Raw genomic sequence first — 26,477 nt, forward strand, 5'->3', positions numbered from 1 at the left:
GAAGGTGATCCGCAGATCGTTTTTGATGCTCGCCGGCAGCGCGGTCATGCTGTCGGCATGCGGCTTCCAGTTGCGCGGCCAGCAGGACTACGCGTTCAAGCACCTGATGGTGGCCGGCGCGCCGGCACCCGTCGAGGCGCGGCTCACGCGTCTCGTCGAGGCCGGCAGCGACACGAAGATCGTCAAGTCGGCGGACGACGCCGACGCCGTGCTGACCATGTGGGAATCGCGTGGCCAGAACACGTTGACGCTCAACAAGTATGGTTCCGCGCAGGAATACGCGCTCTTCTACACGCTGCGCTACACGCTGGCGAGCAAGGACGGCACCGTGCTGATTCCGCCGAGCGTGATCGCGCTGAACCGCGCGATGACGTACAGCGACCAGTACACGAACGCGAAGTCGCAGGAAGCCGACATCCTGTTCGGCGACATGCAGAACGACGCGGTCGACCAGCTGATGCGGCGTCTCGCGATCGTCCACTCGCTGACGCCGGCGCCCGAGGACGTGGTGCCGGGCGTTGCGCCGCGCGCACCGCTGCCGCCGCCGCCGCTCTGATCGACGGCGCACGTATCGATGCAATTGCGACTTGATGCACTGGAGCCGCACCTCGCGAAGGGGTTGGCCGGGCTCTATACCGTCTACGGCGACGAGCCGCTGCTCGCGCAGGAAGCGTGCGACCGCATTCGTGCGGCCGCGCGTGCGGCCGGCTTCACCGAGCGTTCGGTGCATACGGTCGAGCGCGGCTTCGACTGGAGCGTGCTGCTCGGCGCGACCCAGGCGATGTCGCTGTTCGGCGAGCGCCAGCTGATCGAGCTGCGCATTCCGTCGGGCAAGCCCGGCAAGGAAGGCGCCGACGCGCTGAAGACGCTCGCGGCCACGCCCAATCCCGACGCGCTGATGCTCGTCACGTTGCCGCGTCTCGATGCGGCCACGCAGAAATCCGCATGGTTTACCGCGCTGCAGAACGGCGGCGTCGCGCTGAAGATCGATCCGGTCGACCGTGCGCAGCTGCCGAACTGGATCGGCCAGCGTCTCGCGATGCAGGGCCAGCGTGCCGCGCCCGGCGACGACGGGCGGCGCGCGCTGCAGTTCATCGCGGAGCGCGTCGAAGGCAACCTGCTTGCCGCACACCAGGAAATCCAGAAGCTCGGGTTGTTGTATCCGCAAGGTGCGCTGTCGTTCGAGCAGGTGCACGACGCGGTGCTGAACGTCGCGCGCTACGACGTGTTCAAGCTGAACGAAGCGATGCTCGCCGGCGACGCCGCGCGGCTCGCGCGGATGATCGACGGGCTGAAGGGCGAGGGCGAGGCAATCGTGCTCGTGATGTGGGCCGTCGTCGAGGAATTGCGCACGCTGTTGCGGATCAAGCGCGGCGCGACGGCCGGCAAGCCGCTGGCGACGCTGCTGCGCGAGAACCGCGTGTGGGGGCCGCGCGAGCGGTTGATCGGCCCCGCACTGAACCGCGTATCGGAAGCCGCGCTCGAGAAAGCGCTCGCGTTTGCCGCGAAGCTCGACCGGCAGGTCAAGGGGCTCACGGCCGTCGCGCCGGGCCGCCGCACGCAGGACGAACCGCCGCCCGATCCGTGGGACGGGCTGTTCCAGCTCGCGATGACGGTCGCGGGCGCGCGCGGCGAGCGACCGCCGACCGCGGGTCGCGTGCGACGCTAAGTCCCGTCCGGGCCTTCAGCGCGCAGTGCGCAACCCGCTTACAATGTCTCGATAGCTGGCGCGGCTTCTCGGCCGCTGCTTTGCCGGATGGCTGTCCCGCGGATGGCCGCCCCACGCTTCCCCCACGAATTCATGCCGCTCCGTGCGGCGCGCTTCTCGAGTCACACGATGGATATCGATCAGTACATGACCGACCTGGGCCGTCGCGCCCGGCACGCTTCCCGCGCGATGGCGCGCGCCAGCACGGCCGCGAAGAACGCGGCGCTCGACGCGGTGGCCCGCGCGATCGAACGCGACGCGCAGGTGCTGAAGGACGCGAATGCACGCGACGTCGCCCGTGCCCGCGAAAAGGGGCTCGATGCAGCGTTCGTCGACCGCCTGACGCTGTCGGACAAGGCGCTGAAGACGATGGTCGAAGGGCTGCGCCAGGTCGCGTCGCTGGCCGATCCGATCGGCGAGATCGGCAACCTCAAGTTCCGCCCGAGCGGGATCCAGGTCGGCCAGATGCGTGTGCCGCTCGGCGTGATCGGCATCATCTACGAATCGCGCCCGAACGTGACCATCGACGCGGCCGCGCTGTGCCTGAAGTCGGGCAACGCGACGATCCTGCGCGGCGGCTCCGAAGCGCTCGAATCGAATGCGGCGCTCGCGAAGCTGATCGGCGAAGGGCTCGAGGCGGCCGGCCTGCCGCAGGACGCGGTGCAGGTCGTCGCGACGGCCGATCGCGCGGCGGTCGGCAAGCTGATCACGATGACCGAATTCGTCGACGTGATCGTGCCGCGCGGCGGCAAGAGCCTGATCGAACGCCTGATCAACGAGGCGCGCGTGCCGATGATCAAGCACCTCGACGGCATCTGCCACGTGTACGTCGACGATCGCGCCGATCTCGCCAAGGCGCTGACTGTGTGCGACAACGCGAAGACGCACCGCTACGGCACCTGCAACACGATGGAGACGCTGCTCGTGTCGAGCGGCATCGCGGCCGCGCTGCTGCCGCCGCTCGGCAAGCTGTATCGCGACAAGCAGGTCGAACTGCGCGTCGATGCGGCTGCGCGCGCGGTGCTCGCCGATGCGGGCGTCGGCCCGCTCGTCGATGCGACCGAGGAAGACTGGCACACCGAGTATCTCGCGCCGGTGCTCGCGATCAAGGTCGTCGACGGCCTCGACGCCGCGATCGAGCACATCAACCATTACGGCTCGCATCACACGGATGCGATCGTCACCGAGGATCACGACCGCGCGATGCGTTTCCTGCGCGAAGTCGATTCGGCGAGCGTGATGGTCAATGCGTCGACGCGTTTCGCGGACGGCTTCGAATTCGGCCTCGGCGCGGAAATCGGCATCTCGAACGACAAGCTGCACGCACGCGGCCCCGTCGGCCTGGAAGGGCTGACGTCGCTGAAGTACGTCGTGCTCGGACACGGCGAAGGCCGCCAGTAACCAGCGAGGCGCACCACCAATGGCAATGCTCTGGGTCAAGACGTTCCATGTCGTTCTGATCGCCGCGTGGTTCGCGGGGCTCTTCTACCTGCCGCGCATCTACGTGAACCTGGCCATGGAGACCGATCCGGCCGCGGTGCGGCGCCTGCTGCTGATGGCGCGCAAGCTGTTCCGCTTCATGACGATGATCGCGGTGCCGGCGCTGGCTTGCGGGCTGTGGCTGTGGCTCGTGATCGGCATCGGGCAGGGGCAGGGCTGGATCCATGCGAAGGTGACGGTCGTGCTGTTGCTCGTCATCTACCACGCGTACTGCGGGCATCTGCTGCGGGTGTTCGAGCGCGGCGAGAACCGCCGCACCGACAAGTGGTATCGCGTGTTCAACGAGCTGCCGGTGCTCGGCATGCTCGCGGCGGTCGCGCTGGTCGTGATCAAGCCGTTCTGAGCGGCGCGGCCGGCCACGCACGGCCGGCGGGCGCGTACCGCTTCGAATCATGCAAAACGGCGCCCCGAGGGGCGCCGTTGTTCGTTTACACGCTGTGCCGTTTCGCGCACGATCCCGGTTCAATCCTTCGTGCCGTCGTCGATCCGGCGCCGCGTGATCGCTTCCTTCGCACGGCCGACCCGCTCCATCAGCGCGGGGCCGCGCGACAGCGCGACGCCGACCGCGAGGATGTCGCCGATCGCGAGATGCGACATGCGTGACGTCATCGGCGAGAACACGTCCGTTTCCTCGGCGACGTTCGACGCGAGGCTGACGGTCGCGAGCTTCGCGAGCGGCGAATGGCTTTGCGTGATCGCGACGACTTTCGCGCCGCACGCGAGCGCGGAGCGCGCGGCGTCGACGATGTCGCGCGTGCGGCCCGTGTTCGAGATTGCGACGACGACGTCGTGCGGCCCGAGCAGCGCCGACGACATCGAGAACGTGTGCGGATCCGAGTACGCGACGCTCGGCACGCCGAGCCGGAAGAACTTGTGCTGGATGTCCTGCGCGGCGATACCCGAGCCGCCGGCGCCGTAGAACTCGATCCGCGACGCATTCGACAGCAGCGCGATCGCGTCGGCGACGCTGCCCGCGGACAGGCTGTTGCGCACTTCGATCAGCGCGCCGATCGTGCGGTCGAACACCTTGCCGATGATGCCGGGCGCCGGCTCGTCGGGCTCGACGTCGCGGTACACCGACGACACGCCCGGCGCGACGCTCTGCGCGAGCCGGATCTTGAATTCGCGAAAGCCGCTGCAGCCGAGCGCCTGGCAGAAGCGCGCGATCGTCGGCTGGCTGACGCCCGCGCGCGTCGACAGCTCGGTCATGGCGAGGTCGAGCACCTCGCGCGGTGCGGCGAGGATGTAGTCGGCGAGCTTGCGCTCGGACGGGCGCAGGTCGGCGCGGATCGCTTCAATGCGAGGCAGCATGGGACGGCATGTGGAAATCGGGTTCGGATGAGCGAGTGTATCGCAATCGAATTGTAGAAAATCTACATGAAAATACTAGCGTTGTTTCGAGGTGTTCGACGTCAAGGCGGGGTGGGTGATTAGGGTTTTCACTAGGTAAAGCCTTGCTGGTGGCGGGAATAAGGGTTGCGCGCCCATCAACCCGCATTGCATGCTTGTAGTTTTTCTACTAGACTGGCTTCGTTCAGTCGAAGCACTCGACGGTCCCCACGATTCCAACCGCCGGTGTCGGCCGGCATACAGGAGCGCCCAGCATGACGTCGCTGCACCCCACTCTGGCGAAGGTCACCGAACGCGTGATCGCCCGCAGCCAATCGACCCGTTCCGCCTATCTGCAGCGCATCGACGGCGCGCAGGGCAAGTTCCCGGCACGCGGCGCGCTGTCGTGCGCGAACCTCGCGCATGGCTTCGCGGGCCTCGAGGGTAACGACAAGTTCTCGATCAAGGCAATCCGCGAGCCGAACATCGGCATCGTGTCCTCGTACAACGAGATGCTGTCCGCGCATGCGCCGTACAAGGATTTCCCCGAGATCATCAAGGCGGCCGCGCGCGAGAACGGCGGCGTCGCGCAGTTCGCGGGCGGCGTGCCGGCGATGTGCGACGGTGTCACGCAGGGCAACCCGGGGATGGAGCTGTCGCTGTTCTCGCGCGAAGCGATCGCGATGGGCACGGCGATTGCGCTCACACACAACATGTTCGACGCGGCGCTCTGCCTCGGCATCTGCGACAAGATCGTGCCGGGCCTCCTGATCGGCGCGCTGCAGTTCGGCCATTTGCCGACCATCTTCGTGCCGGCCGGCCCGATGACGAGCGGCCTGTCGAACGACGACAAGGCGAAGATCCGCCAGCAGTTCGCGACCGGCCAGGTCGGCCGCGACGCGCTGCTCGAAGCCGAATCGGCCGCATATCACGGCCACGGCACCTGCACGTTCTACGGCACCGCGAACAGCAACCAGATGCTGATGGAGCTGATGGGGCTGCACCTGCCGGGCTCCGCATTCGTTCATCCGCACACGCCGCTGCGTACCGCGCTGACCGCCGAGGCCGCGCGCCGCGTGCTCGACCTGACGGTCGAGCGCGGCCACTACACGCCGATCGGCCATGTGATCGACGAGAAGGCGATCGTCAACGGGATCGTCGCGCTGCTCGCGACGGGCGGCTCGACCAACCACACGCTGCACCTTGTCGCGATCGCGCGCGCGGCCGGCATCCTGATCGACTGGAACGACTTCGACGAACTGTCGGCCGTCGTGCCGCTGCTCGCGAAGATCTACCCGAACGGCAAGGCCGACGTGAACCACTTCCACGCGGCGGGCGGCGTCGCGTTCCTGGTGCGCAACCTGCTCGAGGGCGGGCTGCTGCACGAGGACGTGACGACGGTTGCCGGCAAGGGTCTCACGCACTACACGAAGGAGCCGAAGCTGATCGACGGCAAGCTGACGTGGCTCGACGGCACGGCCGAGAGCCACGACACGAAAGTGCTGCGCGGCATCCGCGACCCGTTCCAGCCGGACGGCGGCCTGCGCCTGATGCAGGGCCGGCTCGGCCGCGGCGTGATCAAGATTTCGGCGGTCGCACCCGAGCACCGCAAGGTGACGGCGCCCGCGATCGTGTTCGATTCGCAGGAAGCCGTGCAGGAAGCCTTCGATCGCGGCGAGCTGAAGCGCGATTTCGTCGCGGTCGTGCGCTTCCAGGGCGCGCGCGCGAACGGGATGCCCGAGCTGCACCGTTTGACGCCGCTGCTCGGCGTGCTGCAGGATCAGGGCTTCCACGTCGCGCTGGTCACCGACGGCCGCATGTCCGGCGCGTCGGGCAAGGTGCCGGCCGTGATCCACGTGTCGCCGGAGGCGCTGCTGGCCGGCCCGCTCGGCAAGGTGAAGACGGGCGACACGCTCGTGATCGACGCGGAAGCCGGTGTGCTCGACATCGAGGTCGACGACGCCGAGTGGCACGCGCGCCCGGTCGCGCAGCCGCTGCACCAGGCCGAGAACGAAGTCGGTTTCGGGCGCGAACTGTTCGGCGTGTTCCGCGCGGCCGCGGCGCCGGCCGAGCAGGGCGCATCGGTTTTCGGGACGCTGGTCGGCGAAACGGCCGCCCACGTCGCCGCATGAATTTCAAGGAGCCAATTCAATGAAGACGATTGCTGAAATCGTGAAGCTCGGCCCGGTCATTCCGGTGCTCGCATTCGACTCGGTCGAGCAGGGTGAAAACGTGTCGCGCGCGTTGCACGCGGGCGGCGTGAAGGTACTCGAGATCACGCTGCGCACGCCGGCCGGCCTGGAAGCGATCCAGCGCGCGAGCCAGCTCGCGGACGACATCGTCGTCGGCGTCGGCACGATCACGAAGCCCGAGCACTGCGCGCAGGCGAAGCGCGCGGGCGCGAAGTTCGGCGTGTCGCCGGGCCTGACGAAGGAGCTGCACCTCGCGTCGCTCGACGCAGGCCTGCCGCTGCTGCCGGGCGTGATGACGCCGAGCGACATCATCCAGGCGCTCGAATTCGGCTACGAGATCGTGAAGTTCTTCCCCGCGCAGCAGGCGGGCGGCGTGCCGATGCTGCAGGCGTTCCACGGCCCGTTCCCGGCGCTGAAGTTCTGCCCGACGGGCGGCATCACCGTCGAAACCGCGCCGAACTTCCTGAAACTGCCGAACGTCGTGTGCGTTGGCGGCTCGTGGCTCACGCCGAAGGCCGCGCTCGCCGCGCAGGACTGGGCCGAAGTCACGCGCCTCGCGCAAGCCGCGAGCCAGTTGCCCCGCTGATGCTTGTATGAAATGAAGGATCGACCCTCGGTGACAAGCGCTTAGTGCTTGTTTTACCGAGGGTTTTTGCTGATGGAACCGGTTCTATCCGCAGGCCGCAAAGATAAGTAAAATTCAGCGTCCTGACGGGGTGGGTACCCCCCGTGTTTCGGAGACCTGCATAGCCGGGCATACTCGCAACAACTCGCCCGGTTCGAACAATTCTAGGAGGAGTGCCACATGGGGGCTGTTCAAGGCAGCATGCTGCTCGTATTCACGCTGATCGCGATTGCCGCGCTGATCCTGATGATCGCGCGCTACAAGATCTACCCGTTCCTGGTGCTGATCATCGTGTCGCTCGGCCTCGGTCTCGTCGTCGGCATGCCGATGGACAAGATCGTCAAGTCGTTCGAGGCGGGCACCGGTGGCACGCTCGGCCACATTGCGATCGTCGTCGGCCTCGGCACGATGCTCGGCAAGATGATGGCCGAATCGGGCGGCGCCGAACGGATCGCGACCACGCTGATCGACTGGTTCGGTGAAAAGAACATCCACTGGGCGATGATGTTCGTCGCGATCATCGTCGGCCTGCCGGTGTTCTTCGAAGTCGGCTTCGTGCTGCTGATCCCGATCGCGTTCAACGTCGCGAAGCGCACCGGCAAGTCGCTGCTCGTCGTCGGCCTGCCGATGGTGGCCGGCCTGTCCGTCGTGCACGGGCTGATCCCGCCGCACCCGGCCGCGCTGCTCGCCGTTCAGCAATACGGCGCCGATATCGGCAAGACGATCGCGTTCGGCCTGCTCGTCGGCGTGCCGACCGCGATCATCGCGGGCCCGCTGTTCGCGCTGACGATCTCGAAGTTCGTGAAGCTGCCGGAAAACAACCCGCTGGCGTCGCAATTCGTCGATTCGCACGCGGACGGCCGCAAGCGCGAACTGCCGAGCTTCGGCATCACGCTGTTCACGATCCTGCTGCCCGTCGTGCTGATGCTCGTCGGCAGCTGGGCCGACCTGCTGTTCACGCCGAAGTCGCTGCCGAACAACCTGCTGCGCTTCGCCGGCAACTCGGACGTCGCGCTGCTGATCGCCGTGCTCGTGAGCTTCTTCACGTTCGGCAAGCTGCAGGGCTTCAACCGCGACCAGATCCAGAAGTTCTGCAGCGAGTGCCTGGCACCGATCGCCGGGATCACGCTGATCGTCGGCGCGGGCGGCGGCTTCGGCGGCGTCCTGCGCGACAGCGGGATCTCGCAGCAGATCGTCGAGACCGCGAAGCACGCGCACCTGTCGCCGCTGCTGCTCGGCTGGTTCGTCGCGGCGCTGATGCGTCTCGCGACGGGTTCGGCGACGGTCGCGATGACGACGGCCTGCGGCATCGTCGCACCGATCGCCGCGGCGGCCGGCACGACGGTCAGCCCGGAGCTGCTGGTGCTCGCCACGGGCTCGGGCTCGCTGATCTTCTCGCACGTGAACGACGGCGGCTTCTGGCTGATCAAGGAATACTTCGGGATGACGGTCGGTCAGACGTTCAAGACCTGGTCGCTGCTTGAAACCATCATCTCGGTGCTCGGTCTCAGTTTCACGTTGCTGCTGAGCATGGTTCTGTAACAAGGGGTAGTCAATGATTCTGATCGCAATGGGCGTGTCGGGCGCGGGCAAGTCGCGAATCGGCGAAATGCTGGCGGAACGCCTGTCATGCACCTATACCGACGGCGACGCGTTTCACAGCGCGGCGAACAAGGAAAAGATGCATCAAGGCATTCCGCTGACCGACGACGACCGCTGGCCGTGGCTGCGCACGATCCGCGCGGCCATCGAGGAAAAGCAGCGTGCCGGCGAGACGGCCGTGTTCACGTGCTCGTCGCTGAAGCGGTCGTACCGCGACGTGCTGCGCGGCACCGACACCGACGTGCGGTTCGTGTATCTGAAGGGTTCGTTCGAGGTGTTGCACGAGCGCCTGAAGAGCCGCACCGGCCATTTCTTCGATCCGTCGCTGCTGAAGAGCCAGCTCGACACGCTCGAGGAGCCGGGCCCGGACGAAGCGATCGAGGTCAGCATCGAGCTGACGCCCGAGCAGATCGTCGATCAGGTCATGCTGAAGATCGGCATCGCGCAGCAGCCCTGAGCTGCGGTTCGCGGCAATCGTCATGAAAAAGGCGCCCCTCGGGGCGCCTTTTTCGTTGGCGGCGAGCGCGTCGGTCAGGCCGCATGCGCGCGCCGTGCGATGCCGTCGAGCAGCACGTCGAGCATCGTGTCGTGCACGGCCGCCGGGTCGAGCTGCGCATAGAGCGGGGCGGCCGACTTGACGAGCGGATGCTCAGCGTCGGACAGCGCGTGCATCTCCGCGAGCTCGACGTCGTTGGCCGCGCGCGTAAGACCGCCGGCCTCGGCGGCGGCCAGGCCGATCACGCTCGCATACCAGCCGACGCACACCGACGGCAGCGCCGCGCGCGGGATGCCGGCATCGGTCAGCGCGCGATGCACGGCCTCGATATGCGCGAGATCGGCCGGCCCCGTGCTCATGTGCCGCTGCAACAGCGCAAACGCGGCAGGGTAGCGCAGCGCGAGCGCGCGGTACTGGCGCGCGAGATCGCGCAGCCGCTCGCGCCACGGCTGCGCGGGATCGACCGGCACGAGCGAGCGCGACAGCGCGTTCGCGATCGCGCGGCTCAGGCCTTCCTTCGACTTGAAGTGATACAGCACGCTCATCGGGTCGCAGCCGACCGATTGCGCGAGCTTGCGCACGCTGAACGCGGCTTCGCCGACGTCTTCGAGCAGCGCGAGCGCGGCCGCGACGATCGCGTCCTTGTCGAGGCCGCGCGGGCCCTGGGCGGGTTTGTCTTTCATCGAGGCGGGCTGGCATGCCGGCGCGGCGCCGGCTGTAAACTTGACGAAAGCTTATTCTACACTGTAGAATTATTTCTGCGGTGTAGAAATTGGGTGTCCCGGCACCTTTCAATACGTGCTTTCGCACAGTCCGGGATCCAGGCGGCACGAGCGTGCCCGCCGTCAACACGGGCCATTGCGCCCTTTATCTCGTTGACACCCATGTGGAACCGGCTGCCCCACCCGCGAAGCCAGATGGCTCTTCGACAGGCGGCCCAAGACCATGCAAGTGCAATCATGACTTTCAACCATCAACCCCTGATCCAGGGCGAATCGCGTTTCGAGCAAACGCAACTGAACATCGAAAAAGACAACTGGAACTGGTGCGACCCGGCCCGCTACGACGGCGAGCGCCCGGCGAACTGGTACGAGGCGTCGCTGTCGCGCCACGCGAACGGCGCGCCGCTCGCGCACGACGCCGTATGCGACGTGCTCGTGATCGGCGCGGGGCTGCTTGGCGCATCGGCCGCGCTGCATCTCGCGGAAGCGGGCGTCGACACGATTCTCGTCGACAAGCATCACGTCGGCTCGGCCGCGTCCGGCCGCAACGGCGGGCAACTGACGCCCGGCCTCGCGCGCTGGGAAGCGGCCGACATGATCGACCACCTGTCGCACGACGATGCGAAGCGGCTGTGGCGCTTCGCATCGGCCGAGTCGATGGACCTGATCGATGCGATCGGCGCGCGCTACGCGCTCGAACTCGACCGCAAGCGCGGCCACGTCACGGCGGCCGTTCACCCGGGCCACATGAGTGCGCTGCTCGACGGCGCGGATGCGCGCCGCCATCTCGGCGACGCGGGCGTGACGCTCGTCGGCCGCCATCAGCTGCACGACGAATACGTGCGCTCGGGGCTTTACCACGGTGCGGCGATCGACGCGATCGGCGGGCAGATCCATCCGCTCGCGCTGGTGCGCGGCCTCGTGCACGGCTTCCGGCTGAATGGCGGCGCGCTGTTCGAGGGCACCGAGGTGCTCGAGCTCGACGAGACGCCGGCGGGCGTCGTCGCGACGACGCCGGGCGGCACGATCACCGCGCGCAAGGGTGTCGTGCTCGCGCTGCACAACGCGACGTTCCGGCTGCTCGACGACGGCGCGGCGACGACCGTGCCGTTCTTCACGTACGTGAGCGTGACGGCGCCGCTCGACGTCGATGTCGCAACGCTGATGCCGGCCGGCATGCCCGTGTACGACACGCAGTTCCAGATCGACTACTACCGGCCGGTGCGCGGCAACCGGCTGCTGTTCGGCGGGCAGGGCACCGGTACCTGCTGGGCGCAGCCCGACGTCAACGCGTATCTGCTGACGCGGCTGAACACGGTGTTTCCGCAGGCCGACGGCAGCTTCGCGCTCGACTACTGCTGGAGCGGCGTCAGCGATTTCACGCTGAACGGCGCCACCGACAGCCGCAAGACCGACGGCCGCGTGCCGATGTACATGGTGCAGGGCTGGAGCGGCCACGGCGTCGCGCAGACGGTGCGGATCGGCAAGGCGATCTGCGACGATTTCGTCGGCCGCAACGACGATTTCTCGATGCTCACGGGCATCGATCACCGTGCGATTCCGCTCGGCCGGCAGTTGTCGCCGATCGCGATTCCCGCCGCGAAGGCCGCGATGAGCGTGATGAGCGCGCTGAACCCGGGGCGGATGATCTCGTTCTGACCGGCTGCGGCCTGCGGCAGCCAACAAAAAAGCCCGATGCGATTGCTCGCATCGGGCTTTTTCTCGTCTGGCGACGGCGGCGCTTACGCGATCCGCTTCGCGAGTTCGACGGCCTTGCCGATGTACGACGCGGGCGTCATCGCGAGCAGCAGATCCTTCGCGTCCTGCGGGATCGCGAGCGTGCCGACGAATTCCTGCAGCGCTTCGCGCGTGATGCCCTTGCCGCGCGTCAGTTCCTTCAGCTGCTCGTACGGATTCTCGATGCCGAACCGGCGCATCACCGTCTGCACCGGCTCGGCCAGCACTTCCCAGCAGTTGTCGAGATCTTCGTTCAGGCGCTGCGGGTTCACTTCGAGCTTGTCGAGGCCGCGGATCAGCGAGTCGTACGCGAGCAGCGAGTAGCCGAGCGCGACGCCCATGTTGCGCAGCACCGTCGAGTCGGTCAGGTCACGCTGCCAGCGCGACACCGGCAGCTTGTCGGCGAGGTGGCGCAGCGTCGCGTTTGCGAGGCCCAGGTTGCCTTCCGAGTTCTCGAAGTCGATCGGATTGACCTTGTGCGGCATCGTCGACGAGCCGATTTCGCCGGCCTTCGTCTTCTGCTTGAAGTAGCCGACCGAGATGTAGCCCCACACGTCGCGGTCGAGGTCGAGCAGGATCGTGTTCGCACGCGCCACGGCATCGAACAGCTCGGCCATGTAGTCGTGCGGCTCGATCTGGATCGTGTACGGGTTGAACGCGAGCTTCAGGCGGTTTTCGATCACGTCGCGCGAGAACGCTTCCCAGTCGAATTCCGGATACGCGGACAGGTGCGCGTTGAAGTTGCCGACCGCGCCGTTCATCTTGCCGAGGATCTCGACCTTCTCGATACGGGTGATCGCACGCGCGAGACGTGCGGCGACGTTCGCGAGTTCCTTGCCGAGCGTCGTCGGGCTGGCCGGCTGGCCGTGCGTGCGCGACAGCATCGGCTGCTCGGCGTGCGCGTGCGCGAGGGCGACGAGGCGCTGGTAGACCGTGCGCAGCGCCGGCAGGATCACGTGTTCGCGCGCGCCGGCGAGCATCATCCCGTGCGACGTGTTGTTGATGTCCTCGGACGTGCACGCGAAGTGGATGAATTCGCTGGCCTTCTCGAGTTCGGCCTGGCCCTTCACCGATTCCTTCAGCCAGTATTCGACGGCCTTCACGTCGTGGTTCGTCACGCGCTCGATTTCCTTGATGCGGGCGGCGTCGTGCGCGGTGAAGCGCTCGGCGAGCTGCAGCAGGAACTGCTCGGACGCATCGGAGAAGCGCGGGACTTCCGCGAAGCCGGCGCGCGACAGCGCGATCAGCCAGTGCACCTCGACGGTGACGCGGTGGCGCATGAAGGCGGCTTCGGAGAGCCAGTCGCGCAGCGCTTCGGTCTTGCTGGCGTAGCGGCCGTCGATGGGCGAGAGCGCGGTGAGGGCGAAAAGCGTATCGGGACGAGTGTCGGACATGATCGGGCGGGCCTTGGGGCCGGGTCGAGCGAGGGGAGGAGAATCCGGCATTTTACCATTGGCGCGCGACGATCCCGGGGACCGGCGGCCGGCCGCCGTTGCCGCGTGCCGCCGCCGCGCCGGCGCGGGTTCGCCGCGGGCTTGCCGGGCCGTGCGCGCTGCCGCCGGCCGGGCCCGCCCGCCGGTAGAATGCAGGCTTCTTCCCGACCGCCGCCCGCCGCGCCCGCCTGCATGGAACTGAAATGGCTCGAAGACTTCGTCTCGCTCGCGGAAACGCGCAGCTTTAGCCGGTCCGCCGAGCTGCGGCACGTGTCGCAGCCCGCGTTTTCGCGGCGGATCCAGGCGCTCGAGGCATGGCTCGCGACCGAACTGATCGATCGTTCGGTCTATCCGACGCGGCTCACGCAGGCCGGCCAGATCTTCTACGAACAGGCGCTGACGATGCTGTCGCAGGCGCACGAGGCACGCACGCTGCTGCGCGGCCACGTCGGCGCGCCGGTGCCGACGATCGAGTTCGCGGTGCCGCACACGCTGTCGCTCACGTATTTTCCGCGCTGGCTGCAGCGGATCGAGGCGAAGATGGGCCCGGTCCACACGCGGCTGCGCGCGCTGAACGTGCACGACGCGGTGCTGTCGCTCGTCGAGGGCGGCTGCGATCTCGTGATGGGCTATCACCACCCGAGCCACCCCGTCGCGCTCGACCCGGCGCGCTACGACATGCTGATCCTCGGCAGCGAGCCGATCAGCCCGTTCTCGGCGCCCGGCCGTGCGGGCCGCCCGCGCTATACGCTGCCGGGCGCGGCCGACGCGCGCGTGCCGTACCTGTCGTACACGCCGAACGCGTATCTCGGCCGGATGACCGAAGTCATCATCGCGAACGCGCCGACGCGGCTGTTCCTCGATCGCGTCTACGAAACCGACATGGCCGAAGGGCTGAAGGCGATGGCGCTCGCGGGCCACGGCGTCGCGTTCCTGCCGCACAGCGCGGTCGAGGATGCGGTTGCGGGCGGCCGGCTGATCCGGCTCGACCGGTCGGTGCGCGGCGGCGCGCATCCGTTCACGCTGACGATGGAAATCCGGCTGTACTGCGACAAGCTCGCGCTGCAGGGCGACGATCCGCGCCAGAAGCTCGTGCGTGCGCTGTGGGACGTGGTGCGCGACGAACTGCGCGACCCCGCGAATTAACCGCCGGCGGTTAATTTACCGCGGCCGGTCGGGCCCGGGCGGCTGACGGCGGGCTTGCAGCGCCTGTCGGACGCCTGTCCGGCGGCCCGCCCGCACCCATTCCGTGCGATTTTTCCCGGGCGCGATGCACGGCCGATCGCGGGCGTTCTTGCGCAAATCGACCGCAGATTTGCGAAAAATCGCGATCATGCAAGAAACGCATAATCGAATAAGCAAACGGCATTGGATAAAAAAAACGGGTTTTTCGACAATGTGCGCACTTCGTTGAACGTTGGAGCATCCATGTCTTCGCAACAGCAGTCCATCCCGTCCTACCTGCACGCCGACGATCTCGGCCCGTGGGGCAACTACCTTCAGCAGGTCGATCGCGTCGCGCCGTACCTCGGTTCGCTGTCGCGCTGGCTCGAAACGCTGAAGCGCCCGAAGCGCATCCTGATCGTCGACTGCCCCATCGAGCTCGACAACGGTACCGTCGCGCACTTCGAAGGCTATCGCGTGCAGCACAACGTGTCGCGCGGCCCGGGCAAGGGCGGCGTGCGCTACCACCAGGACGTGACGCTGTCGGAAGTGATGGCGCTGTCGGCATGGATGTCCGTGAAGAACGCAGCAGTGAACGTGCCGTACGGCGGTGCGAAGGGCGGCATCCGCGTCGACCCGCGCAAGCTGTCGCGTGGTGAGCTCGAGCGCGTGACGCGCCGCTACACCAGCGAAATCGGCATCATCATCGGCCCGAACACCGACATTCCGGCGCCGGACGTCAACACCAACGAACAGGTGATGGCGTGGATGATGGACACGTACTCGATGAACCAGGGCCAGACGTCGACCGGCGTCGTGACCGGCAAGCCGATCGCGCTCGGCGGTTCGCTCGGCCGCAAGGAAGCAACGGGCCGCGGCGTGTTCGTCGTCGGCTCCGAAGCGGCGAAGAAGAAGGGCCTGGAAATCGAAGGCGCGCGCATCGCGGTGCAGGGCTTCGGCAACGTCGGCGGCATCGCGGCGAAGCTGTTCCAGGAAGCGGGCGCGAAGGTGATCGCGGTGCAGGATCACACGGGCACGATCTACCAGCCGGCCGGCCTCGATTCGAACCAGCTGCTCGACCACGTGGCACGCACGGGCGGCGTCGCGGGCTTCGAAGGCGCTGAACCGATGCCGAACGACGAGTTCTGGACGGTCGAGACCGACATCCTGATCCCGGCGGCACTGGAAAACCAGATCACCGAGAAGAACGCAGCGAAGATCCGCACGAAGATCATCGTCGAAGGCGCGAACGGCCCGACGACGACGGCGGCGGACGACATCCTGAGCGCGAACGGCGTGCTCGTGATCCCCGACGTGATCGCGAACGCAGGTGGCGTGACCGTGTCGTACTTCGAGTGGGTGCAGGATTTCTCGAGCTTCTTCTGGACGGAAGACGAGATCAACCACCGTCTCGAGCGCGTGATGCGCGAAGCCTTCGCCGGTGTGTGGGCGGTCGCGGAAGAGCACAAGGTGACGGTGCGTACGGCGGCGTTCATCGTTGCGTGCAAACGCATCCTGATGGCGCGCGAAATGCGTGGCCTCTACCCCTGATCGTTGACTATGATCAATTCATGACGCAATCCACCCGATTGCGGATATGAACCCTCGCGGGCGGTGCCGGATCCGGCATCGCCCGCGCGCGCATTCGGGGCGCCCGGAGCCGGGAGGAAGGCTTCGTGCAGGGCGATTCGTAGTGCGGTAAACAACCAGTACTTTCAAAAATATTACTTTGATACACTGGCGCGGGTTTTAGCCAAGGAGATGACCAAAATGAAATACCACAAGGCAGTCCTGATGGTCGCGGCGCTTTGCGCGTTCGCAAGCGGCGCGCATGCTCAGGAGACGGGCACGCTGAAGAAGATCAAGGACACGGGCGTGATCGCGCTGGGCCACCGCGAATCGTCGATTCCGTTCTCCTACTATGACGAAAAGCAGCAGGTGGTTGGCTATTCGCGCGAATTCCAGATGAAGGTGGTCGACGCGGTGAAGAAGAAGCTGAACCTGCCGAACCTGCAGGTGAAGAACATCCCCGTCACGTCGCAAAACCGCATTCCGCTGGTGCAGAACGGCACGGTCGACATCGAGTGCGGCTCGACGACCAACAACGCCGAGCGCCAGCAGCAGGCTGCGTTCTCCGACACGATCTTCGTGATCGGCACGCGCCTGATGACGAAGAAGGATTCGGGCGTCAAGGATTTCGCCGACCTCAAGGGCAAGACGGTCGTGACGACTGCCGGCACGACGTCGGAGCGCCTGCTTCGCAAGATGAACAACGAGAAGCAACTGGGCATGAACATCATCAGCGCGAAGGATCACGGCGATTCCTTCAACACGCTGGAATCGGGCCGCGCGGTCGCGTTCATGATGGATGACGCACTGCTCGCGGGCGAGCGCGCGAAGGCGAAGCAGCCGGGCGAATGGGTGATCGTCGGCACGCCGCAATCGGAAGAGGCCTACGGCTGCATGATGCGCAAGGGCGACACCGACTTCAAGAAGCTCGTCGACGACGCGATCTCGCAAGTCGAGAAGTCGGGCGAAGCCGCGAAGATCTACGCGAAGTGGTTCGAGAACCCGATCCCGCCGAAGGGGCTGAACCTGAACTTCCCGCTGTCCGATTCGATGAAGAAGCTGTACGCGAACCCGAACGACAAGGCGCTCGACTGACCACACGGCCGTTGATGCAGAAATGACGCTAATGAGACGGAAGAGGCCACGCTTCTTCCGTCTCTTTTTGCTGGAGTCTTGCCCATGTCTTACCACTGGAACTGGGGCATCTTCCTGAGCCCCGTGTCGACCGGCGAGCCGACGACTTATTTCGGATGGCTGATGTCCGGCTTCTGGGTGACGATCGAAGTGTCGCTCGTCGCCTGGGTCATCGCGCTGATCGTCGGATCGCTGTTCGGCGTGCTGCGCACGGTGCCGAACAAATGGCTGTCCGCGCTCGGCACCCTGTACGTGTCGATCTTCCGGAACATTCCGCTGATCGTGCAGTTCTTCGTCTGGTATCTCGTGATACCCGAGCTGCTGCCCGCATCGATCGGCACCTGGATCAAGCAGTTGCCGCCGACCACGCAGTTCTTCACCGCGTCGATCATCTGTCTCGGCCTGTTCACGGGCGCGCGCGTGTGCGAACAGGTGCGCTCGGGGATCAACGCGCTGCCGAAGGGCCAGCGCGCGGCCGGCCTCGCGATGGGCTTCACGCAATGGCAGACGTATCGCTACGTGCTGCTGCCGGTTGCGTACCGGATCATCGTGCCGCCGCTCACGTCGGAATTCCTGAACATCTTCAAGAACTCCGCCGTCGCGTCGACGATCGGCCTGCTCGACCTGTCCGCGCAGGCGCGCCAGCTCGTCGACTACACCGCGCAGACCTATGAGTCGTTCATCGCGGTCACGCTCGCGTACGTGATCATCAACCTCGTCGTGATGTCGTTCATGCGCTGGATCGAAGGCCGCACGCGGCTGCCCGGCTATATCGGAGGCAAGTGATGCATCAGTTCGACTGGAGTAGTATTCCCGGCGCGCTGCCGACGCTGTGGACGGGGGCGGTCGTCACGTTCCAGATCACGCTGATCGCGATCGTGGTCGGGATCGTCTGGGGCACGCTGCTGGCGCTGATGCGGCTGTCGGGCGTCAAGCCGCTCGCGTGGTTCGCGCAGGGCTACGTGACGGTGTTCCGCTCGATTCCGCTCGTGATGGTGCTGCTGTGGTTCTTCCTGATCGTGCCGCAGCTGCTGCAGGGCGTGCTCGGGCTGTCGCCGACGATCGACATCCGCCTCGCCTCGGCGATGGTCGCGTTCTCGCTGTTCGAAGCCGCGTATTATTCCGAGATCATCCGCGCCGGCATCCAGGCGGTGCCGCGCGGGCAGGCGAACGCCGCGTTCGCGCTCGGCATGAACTACGCGCAGGCGATGCGCCTCGTGATCCTGCCGCAGGCGTTCCGGGCGATGGTGCCGCTGCTGCTCACGCAGGCGATCGTCCTGTTCCAGGATACGTCGCTCGTGTACGTGATCAGTCTCGCGGACTTCTTCCGCACGGCGGCCAACATCGGCGATCGCGACGGCACGACCGTCGAGATGGTCCTGTTCGCCGGCGCATGCTATTTCGTGATTTGCTCGTTGGCGTCTGCTCTCGTCAAGGGTCTCCAGAAAAAGGTCACAAGATGATTTCCATCAAGAACGTTTCGAAGTGGTACGGCCAGTTTCAGGTCCTCACCGAATGCACGACCGAGGTCAAGAAGGGTGAAGTGGTCGTCGTGTGCGGCCCGTCGGGCTCGGGCAAGTCGACGCTGATCAAGACCGTGAACGGCCTCGAGCCGTTCCAGCAGGGCGAGATCCTCGTGAACGGCCAGTCGGTCGGCGACAAGAAGACGAACCTGTCGAAGCTGCGCTCGAAGGTCGGGATGGTGTTCCAGCATTTCGAGCTGTTCCCGCACCTGTCGATCACCGAGAACCTGACGCTTGCGCAGGTCAAGGTGCTCGGTCGCGGCAAGGACGAAGCGAACGAGAAGGGCATGAAGCTGCTCGATCGCGTCGGCCTGAAGGCGCACGCGCACAAGTTTCCGGGCCAGCTGTCGGGCGGTCAGCAGCAGCGTGTCGCGATCGCGCGCGCGCTGTCGATGGACCCGATCGCGATGCTGTTCGACGAGCCGACGTCCGCGCTCGATCCCGAGATGATCAACGAAGTGCTCGACGTGATGGTCGAACTCGCGCAGGAAGGGATGACGATGATGGTCGTCACGCACGAGATGGGCTTCGCGAAGAAGGTCGCGCATCGCGTGATCTTCATGGACAAGGGCGCGATCGTCGAGGACGACCGCAAGGACGATTTCTTCTCGAATCCGAAATCGGAACGCGCGAAGGACTTCCTCGCGAAGATCCTGCACTGAGCGTGTGCGCGTTTTACGCGCGCCCGTGCGAAAACCGCCCGGCTGACCGCCGGGCGGTTTTTTTTCGTCCGCGTGCGACGGCGTTACCGGCGCGTTACCAGCTGTACCGGTAGCCGACCTGCCCGACGATCCCGCGCCGGTAGTCGCCGCCGATGTTGCGCGCGATTTTCGCGTTCGCGTACAGCTCGCCCGACTTGCCGAAGCCCGCGGTCACGCCGACGCCGAGCTCGTACCAGGTGCGGCCGAGGTGCGTCGCGAACGGCGTGCCGCCGACGACGGTCTGGCCCGGCGACAGGAAGTCGTGCAGCACGTCTGCCGTGAAGTACGGCGTCGCGGCGCCGCCGCCTGCGTCCGACTGGAGGTTCGGCCGGAAGATGCGCACGCCGACGCGGCCGCGCAGCGCGTTCGTCGCCGTGCCCGAGACGGCCGATACGTTGTCGTTGAACCCGTTGAGCTTCAGGTACTGATACATCAGCTGTGCCTGGGGCTCGACCGCGACGGGCAGGCTGCCGATCGCGAACGGCTTGCCGACTTCCTGCGACAGCGCGACGCCGAAGCCGTTCTGCGACGCCTCGTTGCCGTAGCTGTCGCGATAGCGGTTGCCGTAGTGCGTGACCTGCCCGACGCTGTCGAAGTAGGTGCCGTCGGACAGGTAGCGGGTCCAGTAGCCGCCGACGCTCTGCGCGTGCATCTCGACCGAGCCCGTCGACGTCGACAGGCCCGGCGTGCCGGCGCGCGCCATGTCGCTGAAGCTCGCATTCGACACGCCGATGCTCGCCGTCACGCCCGCATGCGTGCTGCCGGCGCCGTTCGGCGCCTGCTCGAGCGTCCAGTCCTTGCCGAACTGTGCGAAGAACGTGCGCGCGTCGGCCGCGAACCGGCCCGCGTTTGCGTCGAGGCTCTGGCCGCCGATGCGCCCCCACACGCCATCGCGGTTGCCGGGCTGCTGCTTCTCGAGGTTGTAGATGTCGCCGACGCGCTCGTGCAGCTTGCCGAGTGTCGAGAAGCCGTAGTCGGCGTTCAGCAGCGGCGTCAGCGCGTAGCCGGCGACGCCCGGGCGATACGCGAGCGTGCCGCCGTTCCCGTTCCCGCCGCCGTCACCGCCGCCGGACGGGTGGATCGGATCGCCGGGGTCGGACTGGTCGAGCTGCGAACGCAGGTACCAGCCGTTCGCGTCGCCTTGGCCGCCGCGATAGAGCCGGTATTCGTACGCGCCGGCCTGTACCGGGCCCGCGAGATGGAATGCCGATGGGGCGGTCGTGCCGCCGTTGGCCGTGACGACCACGGGAATCCCGTCGCCGGTCGTCTGCGCGCCGGTGCCGGCCGTGTTGGCGATCTTCAGGCCGGTCGTGCCGTTCGCGGCGCCGCCGTTCACGATCAGCCGGTCGGTCGGCGACGCATCGGCGCCGAGATACGTGTTCAGCGCGATCGTGCCGCCGTTGCCGACGTAGCTGCCCATCGTCAACGTCTTGTAGCTGCCGGTGAGCGTCGGCGAGCCGGCCGGCGCGGTGAAGGCGACGAGGCCCGCGTTGTTCAGGCTGCTCAGGGCCGAGCTGCCCGTCATGCGCCACGTGCTCGTGCCGTCGATGGTCAGCGCGACCGGATCGATCCTGCCGGTCAGCGTCGTGCCGTTCGCGAGGAGCACGGTGCCGGTGCTCGATGCGTCGGAGACGATGTCGCCCGCGAGGTTGACCGCCGATGCGCTGAACGTCACGTTGCTGCCGTTCGCGAGGTTCAGCAGCGTGCCGTTGCCGGCCGTGACGACCGTGCCGTTGCGCACGGCGATGTCGGCGGTGCCGCCGCGCGCGGCGAAGGCCGGCCCGGCGGTGGAGGCCACGCTGCCGCCGTCGACGAGCACCGAACTCGTCGTGCCGTTCGCGAGCGTGTCCGACGTCAGCACGCCGGCCGTCGCGCCCGCGAGCGTCGTGCCGGTCAACGCAAGCACGCCGCCGCTGTTCGCGGTCGCGCCGTTGCCGGCCGCGCTGGCGATCGACGAACCCGCATCGGCGATGCGGCCGCCGTTCTGCGCGACCATGCCATCGGCCGCAGCACCCGATGCGGTGACTTTCGCGCCCGACAGCATGGCCGTCGCCCCGCCGTCCATGAAGACCGCATGCGCGCCGGCGCCCGTCGTCGCGACGGTCGTGCCGCTGGCCGAGAGTGTCGAATCCGCGCCCGATACGAACAGGCCGCGCGCGTTGGCGCCGGTGGTGCGCACGAGCGCTGCCGCATCGGCCGCGATGCGCGCGCCCGCACCGGTGGACGCGAGGCCGTCGGCGCCGGTGCCCGTCGTGGCGATCTGCGTGCCGGCCAGCGCGATCGTGGCGTTCGCCCCGAGGTTGCGGATCCCGCTGCCCGATCCGCCGACCGCGATCGACGTCGCGCCGGCCGCGATGCCGCCGCCCGTGACGGTCGAATCGATCAGCACGCCGTCGGCGCTGCCGTTCGCGATCACGGTGCCGGCGCCCGACAGCGCGACCGATGCACCGGCGCCCGTGAGGCGCACGCCCGCGACGCCGTCGTCGGCTTCGATCGAGCCCGCGTTGGCGAGCGTTGCCGCCGCACCCTGCACGAGTGCCCCCGTACCGTTGGACACGCGGATCGTCGACGCGTTGTTCACCGTGCCTTGCGTGCCGACGACGACGCCCGTCGAGCCGGCGCCGGTCAGCAGCACCGTGCTGCGGTTGTCGAGCGTGCCGAGGTTTTGCGCGACGAAGCCCGTCACGCCGGCGGTCGACGACGTGACGGCGGCGTGGTTGGTCAGCGTCGTCGCGACCGGCGCACCCGCATTTGCACCGGCGAGGTCGTGCGCCTGGCCGTCGACGATGCCCGCGGTCGCGCCGGCCGCGTTCAGGTTGATCGTCGCACCCGCGTCGATCGTGCCTGTCGCGCCGCCTTCTACCGCGATCGCGATGCCGTTCGCGCCGTTGACGTTGTAGATCGCGTTGCCGGTCGACAGCGTGGTGCCGGCGTCGGTCGCGAGCACGCCGCGCGCACGCTGGCCGTTGACGTCGGTTGTCAGCGTGCCGGCCGTCGACGTGCCCGTATAGGCCGCGCCGCCTGCGACGCGGAACAGCGTCGAATCGTCGGTGTCGACGCTGAGGTGCTGCGCGGCGACGTTGATTTTCGAGCCCGCGCCGTACGCGTAGAAGCCGATCTGGTTCGTGCCGGACATGAAGGCCGGCACCGCGTTGGCGCCGACGTCGATCGTCGCGCCCGCGCGTGCGTGCACGCCGATTGCGCCGGTGCCCGTCAGGTTGAGCGCGCCGTCGAGCGTGGCTTTCGCGAGCGGCCCCTCGGCCCAGACGCCGTAGTTGCGCGTGCCCGAGGCGGGATCGAGGCCGCCGGCCACGTTGATCGTGCCGGTCGACGTCGCGGCCGTCGCGTGCGTGCCGGTCCCGACGACCATGATGCCGATGCCGTTGACACCGTTCAGCGTGATGGTGCCGGTGTTGGTCACGGTCGCGGCGGTATCGGCCGCGAGCATGCCGACGTTGGCGAGTGGCGTGCCGGTCGCCGCGCCGTTGACGACGATCGAGCCCGCATTGGTCAGCGAGCCGGAGGTCGAGCCGATGCTCGCCAGTGCGGCGCCGTTCTGCGTCTGCGAGCCGATCACGATCGTGCCGAGGTTGCTCGCGGTGCCCGACGCGCCGAGCAGGATGCCGTACGCATGCGCGGACAGCGCAACGTCGTTCGCGGCTTCGGGCGACGCGGCGTCGTACTGGGCCGCGCGCCCGAGATAGATCGTGCCGCCGGCTTCGTTCGTGAAGCTGCCGCCGGCGACGAGGCCGCCGATCACCTGGCTGTCGAGCGTCGTCGCATTGACGCCGACGTTGATCGTGCCGGCGTTCGAGGCGTACGCGCCGTCCGTCGCGGCCACCGCGTAGTTCTGCAGGTCGGGGCGCGTGCTGTTGTTGAAGGTCCATGCGCCGACGTTCATCACGCCGTTGTTGACGAAGCGCGTGCCGGCGCCGTTCGCGTAGATGCCGCTGCCCTCGGTGTACGCGTTGAGGCTGAAGTTGTAGGGCAGCGCGGTGCCGCCCGTGTCGAAGTTGTCGCCGGCCGCGTAGCCGGACGAGATCACGCCGTTGTTCACGCCGCTCGCGCCGGTCAGCAGGCGCACGAGCGTGAAGTCGCCCGACAGGCGCCCGTCGTTGACGAAGTGCGCGCCGTTCTCCGCGAGGACGGCCGAGCTCGAGTCGATCGTATTGGTGCCGCGGAAGTCGATCTGGCCGTCCTTGCCGATGTGCAGCGTCGCGTTGGCGCCGGTGCCGTGCATGACCGTCAGGTAGTCCATCTGCAGCGTGTTCTTGTCGCCCGGCGACACGTTGTTCGCATACTCGAACGATTGCGTGGAGAACGTGACGGCCTGGCTGAAAGCGTGGTCGTACGCGGCCTGCGAGCCGAGCGCGCCGCTCTGGACCGAGCGCACGAGAAAGGTGTTGTACGCGGCGAGCGACGCGGCGTCGGTGACCGTCCACGCGCTACCGTCGAAGGCGGTGAAGGTGCCCGCATACGCCGGCACGTCGAGCAGCACATGGCTGACGGGGCCGCCGCTCGCCAGATAGTCGCCGGTGCCGAGCCACACCTGGTTGCGCGAGTTCCAGTTGACGACGCTTTGCGCCGTGCCCGTGCCGTCCGCGACGAACAGGTCGGTCTGCTTCGGCGCCATCGTGATCGCGTTGCCGGCCGCCGCGGGCGACCCTGCCGGACTGCCGATCGACACGTCGAGCGTGCCGCCGGAGCGCTCGACGGTGCCGATCCGCGTGTTCACGTACTGGTTGCCGTTCACGTCGTGATAGACGGGCACGCTGGTCGAGCCCGCATTCGAGGCGGCGAACGCGGCCGAATCGTAGGTCGCGACCGAGCTGTGGCTGCCGGTGATCGAGTCGGGCGTGCTGACGCTTTGGGTCTTGCCGCCGATCGACAGCAGCGGCTGGTCGGGGTTGCCCGACACGACGGACGTGCTGCCGAGCGGCGTCAGCGTGTAGCCCATATCGCCGGTCGTGCCGGTCCATGCGCCCGTCAGTCCGACCCGGTCGCCGCCCGACACGGTCGTGGCGCCGGCCAGGTTGTCGTTGACGGTCGGGCTGAAACTGTCGAGTGCGCAGGCGCCGCCGTTCGCGACTGCCGCGCCGCTGCCGCACGTCGAAGCATGCGCGGCGCCGGTCGACAGCACGGCCAGCGCGGCACCGAGCGCCGCGACGCGAAGTGGCGACCGGCGCGCGGTCGCGCGTGCCGCACCGTGGCCGGTGCCCGATTCGCCGCGCGAGCGTTTGCCGCGCGCCCGTGCCGTTTCCGCAACCGCGACCCAGCAGCCGGCGGTTTCGCTCCATATCGATCGAAATGAGTGATTCACGACATACCCCTCTTTCTTCTTTTTGAAGTGGCATTCGCCGCCATTCGGCGAATTCGCATTCCGCGGTGCTGCAATCGATCGAAAGGGCGTGCGGCGGCTATGGCTGCGTAGCGCGCCAATCGTGTTTCGTTACACCGAGGATGGGCGGAGTCTACTGACTCGGGTGGCTGCCGATTATCAAGAAAATGGAAACTGTAATGATGCGAACCGTAACGGCCGGTATTTTTGATTTGTGTGGCTAATCGAACCGAAAGCTATGCTGGAGAAGGGTTTGACGGGCTTTGTGAAAGATCTTGAATGGCTGTCGGGGTAGGTGGGATAGCGCACGGTTCGGGTGAAGGCGGCGCGCTAAAATAAGAATCCGGGATTTTTTGATTTAGGCGGATGGTATTTTTTGTTTCGCCTGCGATTTATTTTCGCTTGTGAATGAATAAAATCAAGCGAATGTTGGGTGGCATCGAAGCGTTGCGCCGATGGCGGGGCCAACATGAATCCGTATCGGCCGGAGCGGGGCGATTTCCGCCGGTGGCGGGCATCGTCGTGCGTCTCGCGCGAGGTTCGCGCAAGCGGGCAGGAAGCGGGCAGGAAGCGGCCGCGGCCGGTGCCGCGCCGGGCTCAGAAGTCGATTGCGTCGTCGGAATCGCCGTCGGCCGCCGTGGCGAGCGCTTCGCGGGCCGTGCGCGGCGCGGACGCCGACGCGTCGAGCGCCGGATTGCGCAGCTTCTCGAGCACGCGCTCGGGCACCGGGATCTGCATCCGCGCGGCGACGTCGCCGCACTGGAACATGATCAGCTCGCCCGGCTCGAACGCGGTCCAGACTTCGTCGTCGGTGAGCGGCTGCGTCGCGATCACCGCGACGCGATCCTCGGGCGTCGTGTATTTCGCGAAATCGATCGACAGGTCTTCGTCGACCAGATGCGCGGTCGAAAACGGCCAGCGGCGCACGAGATAGTGCAGCCGCGTCGAGCAATGCGCGAACAGCGCCTGGCCGTTCGACATCAGGAAATTGAACACCCCGTGATCGGTGATCCCGCGCGTGAGCTCGCCGACGCGCTCGAACAGCTCGGGCAGCGGCGGCTGCGCGCCGGGAAAGGCCTCGCGCAACCCCTGCATCAGCACGCAGAACGCCTGTTCGCTGTCGGTCGTGCCGACCGGGTGGTAGACGCTGCCGTCCATGTTCGGCGCGTAGTCCTGCAGGTCGCCGTTATGCGCGAAGATCCAGTGCCGGCCCCACAGCTCGCGCATGAATGGATGGCTGTTCTCGAGCAGGATGTGCCCTTGCGTCGCCTTGCGGATGTGCGCGATCGTGTTCTTGGACTTGATCGGGTAACGCTTCACCATTTCGGCGATCGGCGACGTAGCCGATGCCTGGTGATCGATGAACAGGCGGCAGGCCTTGTCCTCGAAGAATGCGATGCCCCAGCCGTCGGCATGGTGATCGGTGAGCCCGCCCCGGGCCGCGAAACCTGTGAAGGAGAATGTGACGTCCGTCGGTGCGGCGCAGTTCATTCCTAGGAGTTGGCACATTTTACTTGGGGCGGCAGGCTGAAGCGGGGGGGTAACGAACCGGGCGAACCCCGGTACAATGCGGCTTCTAGCATATCACCGAGCCCTGAGCGGTAAAAAGCGGATTCCGCTGGCCAAAGGTCCCGTGTTGCGGTTTGCCGTCAGTCGGCCCGCGCACGCGCGTTCCGGCCCCGCCGATGGCAAGCCTGTTCCTCA

20 protein-coding genes are annotated in these 26,477 nt (G+C 67.0%); 15 read left to right on the top strand and 5 right to left on the bottom strand.

Going from position 1 to position 26,477, the window contains the following annotated elements:
- The first annotated feature begins 4 nt into the window (after positions 1–4).
- The 4 genes from ACWMMN_RS03035 to ACWMMN_RS03050 all read left to right on the top strand — a co-directional run bounded on the left by ACWMMN_RS03035 (position 5) and on the right by ACWMMN_RS03050 (position 3,551).
- A complete protein-coding gene (locus tag ACWMMN_RS03035) occupies positions 5–556 on the top strand; it encodes an LPS-assembly lipoprotein LptE (RefSeq protein ID WP_340623792.1) in 552 nt (183 codons plus the stop codon).
- Between the two features lie 18 nt (positions 557–574).
- On the top strand, positions 575–1,669 hold the full coding sequence (gene holA / locus ACWMMN_RS03040; RefSeq protein ID WP_059236156.1) for a DNA polymerase III subunit delta: 1,095 nt from the start codon (positions 575–577) through the stop codon (positions 1,667–1,669).
- A 168-nt stretch (positions 1,670–1,837) separates the two neighbouring features.
- Complete coding sequence (locus ACWMMN_RS03045; protein ID WP_059236909.1) at positions 1,838–3,109, top strand: glutamate-5-semialdehyde dehydrogenase; 1,272 nt, start codon at positions 1,838–1,840, stop codon at positions 3,107–3,109.
- Positions 3,110–3,128: 19 nt separating this feature from the next.
- On the top strand, positions 3,129–3,551 hold the full coding sequence (locus ACWMMN_RS03050; protein ID WP_128841871.1) for a CopD family protein: 423 nt from the start codon (positions 3,129–3,131) through the stop codon (positions 3,549–3,551).
- A gap of 119 nt (positions 3,552–3,670) precedes the next feature.
- Here ACWMMN_RS03050 and ACWMMN_RS03055 read toward each other — a convergent pair whose 3' ends face one another.
- Positions 3,671–4,519 carry a MurR/RpiR family transcriptional regulator gene (locus tag ACWMMN_RS03055; protein WP_059236154.1) on the bottom strand — a complete coding sequence of 283 codons (849 nt, stop codon included), beginning with the start codon at positions 4,517–4,519 and terminating at the stop codon, positions 3,671–3,673.
- A gap of 293 nt (positions 4,520–4,812) precedes the next feature.
- Between ACWMMN_RS03055 and edd the strand changes: the two genes are divergently transcribed.
- The 4 genes from edd (at position 4,813) to ACWMMN_RS03075 (ending at position 9,413) form a co-directional block, all read left to right on the top strand.
- On the top strand, positions 4,813–6,669 hold the full coding sequence (edd, locus tag ACWMMN_RS03060) for a phosphogluconate dehydratase (protein ID WP_486422964.1): 1,857 nt from the start codon (positions 4,813–4,815) through the stop codon (positions 6,667–6,669).
- A 19-nt stretch (positions 6,670–6,688) separates the two neighbouring features.
- On the top strand, positions 6,689–7,315 hold the full coding sequence (gene eda / locus ACWMMN_RS03065) for a bifunctional 4-hydroxy-2-oxoglutarate aldolase/2-dehydro-3-deoxy-phosphogluconate aldolase (RefSeq protein WP_059236150.1): 627 nt from the start codon (positions 6,689–6,691) through the stop codon (positions 7,313–7,315).
- Between the two features lie 219 nt (positions 7,316–7,534).
- Positions 7,535–8,896 carry a GntP family permease gene (locus ACWMMN_RS03070; protein ID WP_059236147.1) on the top strand — a complete coding sequence of 454 codons (1,362 nt, stop codon included), beginning with the start codon at positions 7,535–7,537 and terminating at the stop codon, positions 8,894–8,896.
- Positions 8,897–8,909: 13 nt separating this feature from the next.
- Positions 8,910–9,413 carry a gluconokinase gene (locus ACWMMN_RS03075; RefSeq protein WP_059236145.1) on the top strand — a complete coding sequence of 168 codons (504 nt, stop codon included), beginning with the start codon at positions 8,910–8,912 and terminating at the stop codon, positions 9,411–9,413.
- A gap of 74 nt (positions 9,414–9,487) precedes the next feature.
- On the opposite strand, the gene ACWMMN_RS03080 is transcribed toward ACWMMN_RS03075, so the two are convergent.
- Positions 9,488–10,135, bottom strand: a complete 648-nt coding sequence (locus tag ACWMMN_RS03080; protein ID WP_059236143.1) for a TetR/AcrR family transcriptional regulator — start codon at positions 10,133–10,135, stop codon at positions 9,488–9,490.
- Between the two features lie 276 nt (positions 10,136–10,411).
- Between ACWMMN_RS03080 and ACWMMN_RS03085 the strand changes: the two genes are divergently transcribed.
- Positions 10,412–11,833, top strand: a complete 1,422-nt coding sequence (locus ACWMMN_RS03085) for an NAD(P)/FAD-dependent oxidoreductase (protein WP_174993269.1) — start codon at positions 10,412–10,414, stop codon at positions 11,831–11,833.
- 83 nt (positions 11,834–11,916) lie between these two features.
- Here ACWMMN_RS03085 and purB read toward each other — a convergent pair whose 3' ends face one another.
- The gene (gene purB / locus ACWMMN_RS03090; RefSeq protein ID WP_059236139.1) at positions 11,917–13,305 is read right to left on the bottom strand and encodes an adenylosuccinate lyase; all 1,389 of its coding nucleotides are present in this window, start codon (positions 13,303–13,305) and stop codon (positions 11,917–11,919) included.
- Between the two features lie 231 nt (positions 13,306–13,536).
- Here purB and ACWMMN_RS03095 point away from each other — a divergent pair, with 231 nt between their 5' ends.
- From ACWMMN_RS03095 to ACWMMN_RS03120, 6 genes are all read left to right on the top strand, one after another.
- A complete protein-coding gene (locus tag ACWMMN_RS03095; protein WP_059236137.1) occupies positions 13,537–14,490 on the top strand; it encodes a LysR substrate-binding domain-containing protein in 954 nt (317 codons plus the stop codon).
- 282 nt (positions 14,491–14,772) lie between these two features.
- Positions 14,773–16,059 (top strand): Glu/Leu/Phe/Val family dehydrogenase, encoded by a 1,287-nt coding sequence (locus tag ACWMMN_RS03100; protein ID WP_059236135.1) that lies wholly within the window; start codon positions 14,773–14,775, stop codon positions 16,057–16,059.
- A gap of 219 nt (positions 16,060–16,278) precedes the next feature.
- Positions 16,279–17,172 (top strand): glutamate/aspartate ABC transporter substrate-binding protein, encoded by an 894-nt coding sequence (locus ACWMMN_RS03105; protein ID WP_059236133.1) that lies wholly within the window; start codon positions 16,279–16,281, stop codon positions 17,170–17,172.
- Between the two features lie 84 nt (positions 17,173–17,256).
- The gene (locus ACWMMN_RS03110) at positions 17,257–17,997 is read left to right on the top strand and encodes an amino acid ABC transporter permease (protein WP_059236131.1); all 741 of its coding nucleotides are present in this window, start codon (positions 17,257–17,259) and stop codon (positions 17,995–17,997) included.
- Entirely contained in the window at positions 17,997–18,674 is a 678-nt protein-coding gene (gene gltK, locus ACWMMN_RS03115; RefSeq protein WP_011350948.1) for a glutamate/aspartate ABC transporter permease GltK, read from the top strand. Before ACWMMN_RS03110 ends, gltK begins: the two co-directional genes overlap by 1 nt.
- Positions 18,671–19,396 (top strand): amino acid ABC transporter ATP-binding protein, encoded by a 726-nt coding sequence (locus ACWMMN_RS03120; protein WP_059236129.1) that lies wholly within the window; start codon positions 18,671–18,673, stop codon positions 19,394–19,396. Before gltK ends, ACWMMN_RS03120 begins: the two co-directional genes overlap by 4 nt.
- A 94-nt stretch (positions 19,397–19,490) precedes the next feature.
- Here ACWMMN_RS03120 and ACWMMN_RS03125 read toward each other — a convergent pair whose 3' ends face one another.
- Positions 19,491–24,755 (bottom strand): autotransporter outer membrane beta-barrel domain-containing protein, encoded by a 5,265-nt coding sequence (locus ACWMMN_RS03125; RefSeq protein ID WP_486422965.1) that lies wholly within the window; start codon positions 24,753–24,755, stop codon positions 19,491–19,493.
- Between the two features lie 615 nt (positions 24,756–25,370).
- Entirely contained in the window at positions 25,371–26,282 is a 912-nt protein-coding gene (locus ACWMMN_RS03130) for a class II glutamine amidotransferase (protein WP_059236127.1), read from the bottom strand.
- Between the last annotated feature and the right edge of the window lie 195 nt (positions 26,283–26,477).

This window comes from Burkholderia cepacia complex sp. TUM26381, assembly GCF_057439935.1.